Source organism: Micromonospora sp. NPDC049101 (genome assembly GCF_040648675.1).
In the GTDB taxonomy this organism is placed as follows: domain Bacteria; phylum Actinomycetota; class Actinomycetes; order Mycobacteriales; family Micromonosporaceae; genus Micromonospora.
Genome location: NZ_JBEZED010000018.1, coordinates 39,105 through 50,641, shown reverse-complemented (window position 1 = coordinate 50,641; position 11,537 = coordinate 39,105). Strand labels below are relative to the sequence as shown.

Annotated in this window: 7 protein-coding genes; 3 read left to right on the top strand and 4 right to left on the bottom strand. The window is 67.4% G+C overall.

The features are described 5' to 3' along the window. Positions 1 to 51: 51 nt before the first annotated feature. The gene (locus AB0B57_RS23725; RefSeq protein ID WP_203118058.1) at positions 52 to 468 is read right to left on the bottom strand and encodes a transcriptional repressor; all 417 of its coding nucleotides are present in this window, start codon (positions 466 to 468) and stop codon (positions 52 to 54) included. A 605-nt stretch (positions 469 to 1,073) separates the two neighbouring features. Here AB0B57_RS23725 and AB0B57_RS23720 point away from each other — a divergent pair. From AB0B57_RS23720 to AB0B57_RS23710, 3 genes are all read left to right on the top strand, one after another. Beyond that, positions 1,074 to 4,385 (top strand): S8 family serine peptidase, encoded by a 3,312-nt coding sequence (locus tag AB0B57_RS23720; RefSeq protein ID WP_357073680.1) that lies wholly within the window; start codon positions 1,074 to 1,076, stop codon positions 4,383 to 4,385. A 78-nt stretch (positions 4,386 to 4,463) separates the two neighbouring features. Next, a complete protein-coding gene (locus AB0B57_RS23715) occupies positions 4,464 to 4,748 on the top strand; it encodes a hypothetical protein (RefSeq protein ID WP_357073958.1) in 285 nt (94 codons plus the stop codon). A 150-nt stretch (positions 4,749 to 4,898) separates the two neighbouring features. Beyond that, positions 4,899 to 7,985, top strand: a complete 3,087-nt coding sequence (locus tag AB0B57_RS23710; protein WP_357073677.1) for an immunoglobulin-like domain-containing protein — start codon at positions 4,899 to 4,901, stop codon at positions 7,983 to 7,985. An 81-nt stretch (positions 7,986 to 8,066) separates the two neighbouring features. Here AB0B57_RS23710 and AB0B57_RS23705 read toward each other — a convergent pair whose 3' ends face one another. The 3 genes from AB0B57_RS23705 to AB0B57_RS23695 form a co-directional block, all read right to left on the bottom strand. Further along, the gene (locus AB0B57_RS23705; protein ID WP_357073955.1) at positions 8,067 to 9,563 is read right to left on the bottom strand and encodes a family 43 glycosylhydrolase; all 1,497 of its coding nucleotides are present in this window, start codon (positions 9,561 to 9,563) and stop codon (positions 8,067 to 8,069) included. A 533-nt stretch (positions 9,564 to 10,096) separates the two neighbouring features. Continuing rightward, positions 10,097 to 10,291: a hypothetical protein gene (locus tag AB0B57_RS23700; RefSeq protein ID WP_357073674.1), complete on the bottom strand. Its 195-nt coding sequence runs from the start codon at positions 10,289 to 10,291 to the stop codon at positions 10,097 to 10,099. A gap of 217 nt (positions 10,292 to 10,508) precedes the next feature. After that, positions 10,509 to 11,480, bottom strand: a complete 972-nt coding sequence (locus AB0B57_RS23695) for an alpha/beta hydrolase (RefSeq protein WP_357073671.1) — start codon at positions 11,478 to 11,480, stop codon at positions 10,509 to 10,511. Between the last annotated feature and the right edge of the window lie 57 nt (positions 11,481 to 11,537).

The following is an 11,537-nucleotide window of genomic DNA, read 5'->3' as shown; positions in this document are numbered from 1 at the left end:
CGTTCTTCCGGGCTTCCCGCCCTGGTTTCGACGCAACGATCCGTCGATCGCTCAGCGGACGCACTCGGCGCAGGTGCCGAAAATCTCCAAGGTGTGGCCGACGTCCACGAACCCGTGCTGGGCGGCAACCTGGTCGGCCCACCGCTCCACGGCCGGACCGGCCACCTCGACGGTGCGCCCACAGTCTCGGCAGACCAGGTGGTGATGGTGTTTGCTCTGGCTGCACCGGCGGAAGAGTTGTTCGCCGCCCGGCAGCCGAGTCGAATCGATCTCACCAGCATCCACCAACAGCTGCAACGTTCGGTAGACGGTGGTCAGGCCGACTCCCGCCTTACGCGCCAGCAGCATCTGGTGCAGTTGCTGCGCCGAGTGGAAGCCCTCCACCTCGCGCAGCAGCGCCAGCACCTCTGCCCGCTGTCGGGTGTTCCGGGTCACATTCGGCATCGCCTGGTTCACCGTGGCCGCCATCCTCCCGTGATTTCGGGCGCCGCCGGCCTGCCGCTTCCGACACGTCGCCTCGCTGCCCGTCGGACCATTATGCGTCGTTGTGCATGAGCGTCGCCCAGCCATCTCCCGACCCCGCCTCCGGTGCCATCGCGGGGTAGTGCAGATGGATTCTCCGCAGGTCGAGCGTCGGGCGCACGGTAACGGAAACCGAAACGAGTGCCGATAGGGCGGCGGGGGCGACAGTGCGGCAGCACCGAGGGCCGTGGTCTCTGCCGTCGAACTGCTGGCGGAGCTTGTCTGCGGAGGCCTGGCCGGTGATCCGGGCCGGTCGACGTCATCCGCGCCGCTCGCCCGACATGAGGTCCGCCTGCTCGTGAGCTGCCACCTGCCGAGCGACGAACCCGCCGCCCGACTGCTGCGGCGCGGCGCTGGCCGATTTCGGTCAGGGGACCGTCCTTCGAGGTCATGGCGGCCGATCTCATCCTCGTCGGGGAGGGCGCACGCTGCCGATGTCACGGAGAGATCACAACGTCGAACCATCTATCGACATCGACTACCAACACCACGAAGGATCGCTCACGCGTGCCCTGTCATCTCAGGGCCCTGTTCTCTGGAGGAAAGAGAACGTGAGTAGACCCCGCAACCTGAGCAGGCGTACCTCCGCCGCGCTCTTCGCATCGGTTCTGGCGGCCGGTGCCATGACCGTGACGAGTGGCGCCGCCACCGCGACCGCCGCTCCCTCCACCCCCGACACTCCGGCGGCCACCCCCGCCGAGGCGTTGGGCTCGCACGACGCCAAGCTGCTCGCGCAGGCCGAGGCGAAGCACGCGCCGACGGTGACCCTGATCGTCGCCGCCGAGAAGGGCCGGAGCAAGGCTGTCGTCGACGGCGTCGAGGCCCTCGGTGGCGCGGTCAACCGGCGCTTCGACCAGATCGGCTACGTCCTGGCCACCGTGCCCACCAGCAAGGTGCTCAAGGCCGCCGGGCTGCCGGGCGTCGCCGCGATCGACCTGGACGAGGTCATCCAACTGCCGGACCCGACCGCCGGTGCGGCGGCCTCCGGTGCGAAGGCCGCCGCGCAGGGCGCGACGCTCAGCGGTCCCGGCGCGGGCACCGGCGCGGTGAACCCGTACATGCCGACCAACGAGACCGGCGCGGAGTCCTTCAAAACGGCTCATCCGCAATGGGACGGCCGTGGGGTGACCATCGGCATCATGGACTCCGGCATCGACCTGGACCAGCCGGCGCTGCAGAAGACCACGACCGGTGAGCGGAAGATCGTCGACTGGGTCACCGCCACCGACCCCGTGACCGAGAACGACGGCACCTGGCGGCGCATGGTCACCGAGGTGACCGGGCCCTCGTTCAGCGCGGGCGGCGCGACATGGACCGCACCGGCGGGTGCCTACACGTTCAACCTGTTCCGTGAGTCGATCACCGCCGCCAGCGACCCGGCGGGTGACGTCAACCGCGACGGGGACACCACCGACGCGTGGGGCGTGCTCTACAACCCGCAGACCCACGACATCTGGGTCGACGTCGACCAGGACAACAGCTTCACCGACGAGACGCTGATGCGCCCGTACCGGGAGCGCTTCGACGTCGGGCACTTCGGCACCGACAACCCCGCCACCGCCGTACGGGACCAGATGCCCTTCGTGGTCGAGTACCGCGAGGACGTCGACATCAACCCGGGCGACGGCAAGCCCGGCCCGTACGCCGACTACGTCAACATCGGCATCATCGAGGCCACCCACGGCACCCACGTCGCCGGCATCACCGCCGCCAACGACATGCTCGGCAACACCGCCTTCGACGGCGCCGCCCCCGGCGCCAAGCTCGTCTCCGCCCGGGCCTGCTCCTGGGGTGGCGGCTGCACCGCCGCGGCGCTGACCACCGGCATGGCCGACCTGGTCATCAACCGACACGTCGACGTGGTCAACATGTCCATCGGCGGCCTGCCGACGCTCAACGACGGCGCCAACGCCCGCGCGCAGCTCTACAACGACCTGATCACCACCTACGGCGTACAGATGTTCATCTCCGCCGGCAACTCCGGGCCGGGCCTGAACACCGTCGGCGACCCCTCGGTCGCCGAGAACGTCGTCAGCGTCGCCGCGAACATCAGCAAGGACACCTGGCTGGCCAACTACGGCTCGGTGGTCACGAAGAAGAACGCGCTGTTCAACTTCTCCTCCCGGGGACCGCGCGAGGATGGCGGCTTCAAGCCGAACATCACCGCCCCCGGATCGGCGATCTCCACCGCGCCGACCTGGCAGCCGGGCATCCCCGTTGCCGAGGCCGGCTACGCGCTGCCGCCGGGCTACCAGATGCTCAACGGCACGTCGATGGCCTCCCCCCAGGCCGCCGGCGCCGCCGCCCTGTTGCTCTCCGCCGCCAAGGCCACCGACAAGGGCGTCACCCCGGCCGCGCTGCGCCGGGCCATCTACACCTCCGCCAAGCCCATCACGGACGTGGCGACGTACGCGCAGGGTTACGGCATGTTCAACGTTCCCGGCGCGTGGAAGCTGCTCGCCAAGGGCGTCGAGACCCGCTCGTACGTCTCCGACGCCCCGGTCTGCACGGAGCTGTCGGAGAACCTCACCCGCTACGACCGCGACCTGAGCCGGTTCGTCCCCAACCCCAACCGCGGCGCCGGCGTCTACAACCGCTGCACCCCGGCCGAGGGTGAGCAAAAGGTCGGCCAGAGCCGCACCTACCCGGTCAAGGTCACCCGTACCAGCGGCCCGGCCGGAACCATCAGCCACAAGCTGGCCCTGCGCGGCAACGACGGCACCTTCACCGCACCCAGGACGGTCGCGCTCCCGCTGAACAAGACCGTCACGATCCCGGTCACCGCCAAGCCGTCAACCACCGGCGCGCACGGCACGATCCTGACCGTGGACGACCCGAAGACCTCGGTGCTCGACTTCGAGGTCTCCGCCGTCGTGGTGGCCGCCACCACCGTCACCAGGCCCGGCTACTCGTTCTCCGCCGAGGGCTCGGTCGCGCGCAACAGTTTCACCTCGTACTTCATCACCGTGCCGGCCGGCGCCGGGGCGCTACAGGTGAACCTGTCCGGCATCGCCACCGGATCGCAGACCCGGTTCATCGCCATCAACCCCTACGGCGTGCCGGTGGAGAGCACGGCCAGCACCGCCTGCTACACCAACTACTCCGATGCCGCCGCCTGCAAGCCGCAGGAGCGCGACTACCAGAACCCGATCGCCGGGGTCTGGGAGATCGAGGTGGAGGCACGGCGGACCTCCCCGGCATTGCACAACCCGTTCCAGTTGCAGGCCCGGGTGCAGGGCGTACAGGTCGAGCCGGCAGTGCTCGAACTGCCGGCGCTCACCGCCGGCCAGCCGACCCCGGCGACGTGGACGCTGACCAACACCTTCGGCCCGGTCGCGGTGACCGGCCAGGGCGGTCCGCTGTCCAGCGTGCACGCCGAGCGGCCGACCATCGCCGAGGGCGCCCAGCAGGAGTACCTGGTGGACGTTCCGGCCGGTGCCAGCAGGTTCACGGTCCGGATCGGCAACACCGCCAACCTGGGCGCCGACCTGGACCTGACGGTGTTCCGCGGCGACGCGCAGGTCGGCCTGTCCGCAGACGGTGACTCCGAGGAAGCGGTCACCATCGCCAACCCGCCGGCAGGCACCTACCGGGTCGTCGTCGACGGGTACGCCGTCGACGGACCGAACACCAGCACCGCCTACGACTACCGGGACTCGTTCTCGGCGTCGTCGCTGGGCACGCTGGACACCCCGCCGGCCCCGCTCGCCCTGGCCAACGGTGCCACCGCCACCCTCACCGGGACGGTGACCGCCCAGTCCGCCCCGAGCGCCGGGCGTGAGCTGTACGGCGAACTGGCCGTCGTCACCAACGACGGCGCGGTCGTCGGACGCGGCGCCGTCTCCATCGGCACCGTCAGCTGATCCATCCGCACCGCGTGGGAGCCCATCCCGATCTCCTGGGCTGGGCTCCCACGCACCGCGACCCGGGGCTGACAGTCGATCGGCAACCGGCGGGTCCAGGTCACCGGCTTCATCACCCCGGGACCCGACGGACAACCGATCCTCGCCCGCATGATCCTGTCCTGCTGCGCCGCCGACGGCCGACCCGTCAAACTCGGCATGGCCGGCAACGCGCCCACCGGCCTGGCCAACGACACCTGGATCCAGGTCACCGGCCGCTACACCGACCGCGTCACCCGCGACTCCGTCAACGACGAAGAAATCCCCTACATCGACATCGAATCCTGGCGACAGATGACCGCCCCCAAGGACCCGTACGAGTAGTCCTCCGCGCCCGGGAGCGACGCCGGGGCGAGTACGGCCGCCGGAGCGCCGCAGACACCGCGGGCTCCGGCGAGAAGCACGCCTGTCTTCCTACCGACGCGCCGAGAGCGCGCACCATTGCCCGCCGACAGCCCCTGGTCGCGGAACTCCGTGGCCCTCGGGCCGAAACGCACTGCGTTGACCTGCCAGCACACCGTAGTTAGCGTTGTCAGTTCCGTCCACCTTAGAGAGAAACCCGCCCCGACCAAGGAGGATCAGTTGAGACTGCGACAGCGAAGGCCACGTCTCGGGCTGAGTCGCAAAGGCAGAGGTGTCGCGGTCCTGGCACTGGGTGCGCTTCTCTCGGTCTCGTTCGCGGCGACGCCCTCGCACGCTGCCGAGGAGCAGCTCGACGAGGGTCTGGTGCACCACTTCGCCCTCGACGAGACCAGTGGGACGACGTTGGTCAACTCGGGTAGCGCGGGCGCGGCGGCGAACGCCACGCTCGTGAATCCCGAGAAGGCGGCCTTGACCGGCAAAGGAGTCAGGTTCAACCCCGACTCCTACGAGAGCGCCCTCGACGGCGCGTACGTGGCGCTGCCGAACGACATTACCGCCGGCATGTCCAACCTCACCGTCGACTACGACGTGTGGGTCGACCCGGCGAACGTCGGCGAGCACCAGATGTGGGGCTTCGGCCGCAAGTCCGGCTCGTGCGACGTCGACACCGGCGCCGAGGGCTCCATCTTCGCGTCGAACACGCAGCGGTTCCGCGTCGCGGTGGGCCCGACGAACCTCCAACAGAACCGGGTCCGCATGCTCGAGGGCGCGTGGACCCATGTCACCTACACCCAGTCGCTGAACTCGATCGGCACGAGCTGGACCGGCCGGCTCTACCTCGACGGCGTACTGCACGCGACGTCGACCGACCTGACCACGGCGCCGTCGGTGAACGCTGCGGGGACCAACTGCAACTTCCTCGGTCGCTCGCAGACGTCGGGCCACTACTCGTTCCGCGGAACGATCCGGGACTTCCGCGTGTACGACCGGGCAGTGCGTCTCGACGAGACACTCCTCCTGGCCGAGAAGACCGTCTCCGCTGGGGTTCGCGCCGACGCCGCAGCCATCGACCTCGGCCTGACCAGCGCGGTCGTACACGATGTCGTTCTGCCCAAAGTGGGCTCCGTGGCGGGCTCGACCATCACCTGGACGAGTTCGGACCCGTCGGTCGTCGAGGTCAACACCCCGCCAGCTCTCGCCAGCGCACGCAAGGTTGCGGTGACCGGCAGCATCACCCGGCCCGCGCAGGGACAACCCGACGCGACGGCCACGCTCACGGCGACTGTCCGCAAGGGCGCCCAGGAGGTCACCACCCGGGAGATCCCCGTCGTGGTGAAGGCCGAGTTCGACGACGCCCAGGCGGTCGACCGGGACGCCTTCGACCTGACCGTGGCCGCCACCGACGAGGTACGCGGAAACCTCGACCTCGCTGCCAAGGGCGAGTTCGGATCCACGATCACCTGGAAGTCGACCACCCGCCTCGTCACCCCGACGGGCGCGGTCAGCCGCCCGGCCTTCGGCCAGGAGGATGTTGCCGCCACCCTGACGGCGACCATCACCAAGGGTAGGGCCGCGCAGAGGAAGTCGTTCCCGGTGACCATCGCCGCCATGCCACGTTCCGAGGAGTACGAGCGGTACTTCATGGGGTACTTCAAGGGCGAGGGTATTGCCGACGGCGAGCAGATCATGTTCGCCACGTCCAACGGAAACACCGCTCTGGACTGGACCGGTCTGACCGGAGGTCGCCCGTCACTCATCTCCCAGCTGGGCGACCAGGGGCTTCGTGACCCGCACATCGTCCGCTCCCCCGACGGCGACACCTTCTATATGATCGCCACCGACCTGAACTGGTACGACCAGGGTGGATACGCCATCAACGACACCCAGCACATCGAGGTGTTCGAGTCGCACGACCTGGTGAACTGGACCCCTCAGCGGCACGTGAAGGTCGCGCCGGACAACGCGGGCAACGCCTTCGCACCCGAGGCGCTGTGGGTCGAGGAGATCGGCGCCTACGTCGTGTTCTGGGCGCAGTCGCTGTGGAGCGACCCCGTGAACCGCACAGGTCAGGGAAACGCGCAGATGTGGTATGCCACGACGCGAGACTTCCAGACGTTCTCGGCTCCCCGGGTCTGGCAGGATCCGGCCCCGCTGTCGCGGATCGACACGACCGCGATCCGGGTCGGTGACCACTACTACCGGGTGACCAAGAACGAGGCGGGCAACCAGGGCTCGGACATCTTCTCGGAGAAGCACACCGACTTCCTGGACAGCAACATCAACAACTGGACACTGGTCGCGCCCGCTCTGGGGCGCACGACCTGGGTCGCCAACCAGGGGTACGAGGGACCGGTCATCTTCAAGGCCAACCCCGGTGACACCTCCTGCCCCGGCCAGTTCTACCTCTGGGGTGACCGGTACACGAACGGTGGCGGATACCAGGCCGCGTGTCACGAGAACATCGAGGCCCCGACCTGGAGCGCCAAGGCGATCACGATGACCAACGCGGGTGTCGTCCGTCCGCGTCACGGCACCGTGATCCCGCTGACCGTTCGCGAGTGGAACGATATCCGCGGAATCCCGAACAGCGACGTCACGACCACCACCGAGGTGGCGGTCGAGCCGTACGCGAGCGGCGCGCAGACGACCACGGCCACCGTGACAGTCGCGGCGGCTGACGGGTTCGAGACCGGCGGTCAGGTGCGGCTCAGCATCGGCTCGTGGTCGAAGCTCGCCCGCCTGAGCGACGGCGCAGCCACGGTCACGCTGCCGACAGGCCTGCCGGCGGGTGCCCGGACGGTCAAGGCTGAGTACCTCGGCTTCGACTACCTGAAGGCGTCGGTGGGTACGGCGTCGTTCGGGGTGCCCTCCGGCCCGGCCGCCGTCAGGGTTCAGGCGAAAGCCGCGCCGGCATCTGTCGTCCGCGGAGGCACGTTCAGATTGAACGTGACTGTTGGGCCGGCGGGCGGGCGCAAGCACCACGCTCCGACCCCGACCGGCGAGGTCACCGTCACCTTCGGCGGCGCCGCGCACGTCGTGCCACTGGCGGACGGTAAGGCCGTCGTCGAACTGCCGACCGCCGATCTGCAGCCCGGGGAGTACCGGGTCCACGTTGCCTACTCCGGTAACCCGACCTACCAGCCCCACGCCGCCAATTACCAGAAGTTGACGGTGCGGAAGCCACCCAGGCAGCCCTAGGCGTACCGAGATGCGGCACAAGTAGGAGCGGGCGAGATCTGTTGATCTCGCCCGCTCCTACTGCACGGTCCAGCAACCGGACTATCGAGTGAGCATGCCCTTCTCGACGGCCAAGTTGTAGTTCTCCCCGAAGACGTTCAGTTCGTGGACTCCGACCTTGACGGTCTCGGTCGTACCCAGGACCTTCAGCCTGACTGCATTCGTCAGCACCCGGTCGAAGGTGACGTAGTCGGCCGTGTACGCGGTGGCGTTCGTACTCCTGTCGACCAGGGTCCGCCACGTGTTGGTGGGGATGTCCTTGTACTCCAGCGTGTACCGCACCGCGTTGTCCTTGGTGAACGTGCGTCCGAGTTCCTTCCACTGGATCTGCGCGGCGGAGATGTGGAAGACGGTCCCGAAGCCCCTGATGTACGTGGGCGCGGTATCGCCGTCAGCCGGCTCCCACCAGGTGGATAGGGAGCGGTCGCTTCCGTAGTACGGGTTGCGCCCGGGCGCATAGCTGCTCGTCCAGTACGCCTGGCTGTTGGTGGCCACATTGTAGAGTCCGGTGTCGTCCCTGCCCGAGATCTTCTTCCCCGGGGCCAGTTGCGGCGTGTTGGACAACTCGCAATCGATTGCTCCCCGCTTCGGACCGGCGGGGACCACGTTGCAGATGTCCATCCCCAGCCGCCGCTCGAAGAACTCCTCGTACGCGATCACATAGGTGTAGAAGAACACCAGGTTGCCGGACTTGTCGAGGACGAAACTGCCGTGCCCAGCGTTCGGATATACCGCACTCGGGTGGTTGTTTCCGTAGCCGATCGGGTTCTGCTGAGTGACCTTGTACCCGGACAGCGGTTTGTCCGACGTCATCACCCCGGTCGCGTACGTGGTGAACTCCGTGCCACCGGATGCGACCGAGAGGTAGTACGTGTCCCGCACCTTGAACAGCTGCGAACCCTCCACGTACCCATGCGTGTAGGTCGCCTTGTTGTCACCGATGTGCTGCCACTCCTGGCGCGGGTCGAAGGTCCAGAGCACGACCGGGTCGCTGATGAGTTGCCGAGGGTTGTTCGGGTCGAGTTCGACGCCCATGATCGGCGAGCCGATGTTGTACGTCAGGTACAGCCGGCCGTCCGTGTCCGGGAAGAACTGCACGTCGCCGACGCTCAGGGTCTGGCCGCTCGGGCGCAGGAAACTTCCCATGCTGGTCCACGGCCCGGTGGGCGAGTTCGCTTGATAGACCGGCGTGTTGTTGCCGGCCATGTAGAACTTGTCGCCGAGCTGCACGACGGTTGGTGCGACCAGGCCCAGGTTCATCTCGTGGGGCGTCCACGTGAGGTAGTCGGTGGTGGACCAGACAGTGCGGTTGTTGTTCGGTGCGTTCTGCATCGCACCAGATGCATAGAGATAGATGGTCCCGTCGACGTTCAGAGCAGACCAGTCCGCCCCGGTCCGTGCGGAGTTCTCGGAAATTCTGGAGAACCCGACGGTGGATCGGCTCGCGAGAGTCCGCCCGGACGCGGCCGTCCACGTCTCCAGGTTCAAGCTGGCCGGGATTTGCGAGGTGTCTGCGACATTCTCGTCCGTAGGCGGCATCGTCCCTACGATGTTGCGCACGGCCATCCCGGGCAAGTTGATCGGGTTCACGTACGTCTGAGCCATGTCGACACCGGCCAGTGGCACCTTGGCGGACGGGGTTTGCGGTCCGGCGCCGGGTGCCGCCGGCGGCACGGGCTTCTCCGCCGAGGCCGGCACGATCGGCGTCAGTTGACCCACGCCCATTCCTACCGCAAGAGCAAGGCCAATAGCCGCTAAACCTCGACGTCGACTGCCGGCAGTCCTCTCGATAACCATCAGGTCCCACCTTCCGTCTGGGCGTGTTTAGCGCCAACAACGGGCAGTCCGATTTTACGAATAGGACTGCCTGACGGGGTTAATTGCTGGATGTGAGGCATCCTTCGACGGTGATCACGAAGGGTGGGGAAAGGATTTCCGCTCGACCAGTTGGGCTTCCAGCGCACACGCCCATCGACTCGTGTCTCGTCCGGCGCGGATCAGTTACCCGCGGCTGTTAGCGCTAACAACGTTTCGGTGATGTTAACGGGGCTTTCTGAAGCATGTCAAGAGCATCAATGCGACGCGACCAGGATGATCATCGTGCCGGGCCCGCTCACGGTTGCGGCTGGTGTACGACGACCCCAAAAGATATCGCTGCCGCCAACGCCACCCTGCGCCCCGCCTGCCGAGATCAAGGGCAGCTTGGCATCGACGGGGCCCGCACCGTAGATCGGTGGATCGAGGCTCAGGCACAGTCTGTACAGCATCCTAGGAGGATGGTTTGGAGTGCCTTTGAGTTGGCGCTGGTCGCCAAGGGGTTGCGTAGAGGGCCCGCGCTTCCGAACCCCGGCGATCGACGTCGATGCCAGCTTTCAAGGCCGGCCTCTGCCCCCGTTTCCTGGCCTGCCGATGGCCAGCGAACGAGACTGATCCCTCGCCTCGAACAGCCGGTCAACGTCGACTCGGCAGATCAGGTGCCAGCTCTCAGGCGGACAACGTCGCGAACCACTTGTCGCAGGCCGCGTCGAACGCGTCGGGCTGCTCGATCCACGGGAAGTGACCGGCGTCCTCGATGATCTCCAGCGTGGAGGACGGCATCGCGGCGTGCATCCGCGCACCCTGCGATACCGGGTCGCACTGGAAATCGTCGTCACCGACGATGATCAGGGTCGGCGCGCTGATCCGGGGCAGCTCCGGGAGCAGGTTCTTGCTCTGGAATCCCGACATCTGGCTGTACCTGAGGACGTCGTTGTCGAACTGCAGGTTCGCCAGGCCGCCAGCAGCCTTCTCGGGGTCGTGGAAGTAGAGGGCTCCGGTCTTGTCGAGGATCTCTTCGATGGTGAGAGAACCGCCTCCGCCGCTCATCGTGGCCATGGCGTCATCGATGTAGGTCGGGTGCGCCCGGTAGAAGGGCTCCGTCCAGCGCTTGTCGATCATCTTCGTCATCTCGCGGTTGCGAACGTCGTCGGCCGCCGCGATCGCGTCGATCGAGATGATCCCCAGCAGGTGGGCGTCGTGCTCGATCCCGTAGGCCAGCGCCTGGTGGCCGCCGCCCGAGTGTCCGGCGACGAAGACCTGAGGCGCGTCCAGGTAGACACGGAGGGCTTCGATGTCGGCCACGTAGTGGTCGAGCGTGTAGCCTTCGGGGTTCTCCGGACCGGTCGACTTCCCGCTGTGCCGGGCGTCGAAATACACCACGGTGCAGTGCCTTTCCAGGGCCGGCTGCGGCATCAGGTAGTCGACGGAGGGGCCCCAGCCCGGCGAGGGCAGCAGCAGGATCGGGCCGCTGCCTCGGACGTAACAGTGCAGGGTAATGCCGTTGACCTCAACAAACTGCGCACCTTGCCGGATGGTTCCCACGACGATGTTCTCCGTTTCTCGTTGCCGGTAGCGCGAACGGAACAAGATGCGTCGGCATGCGGAAAAGTGCGCAGCTGCCGGAGTGAACCCCGTCACGGACGACGCGGCAGGACCGCGAGCGGGCCTGAACTCAGCCGGGTACGGGAGCCAGCC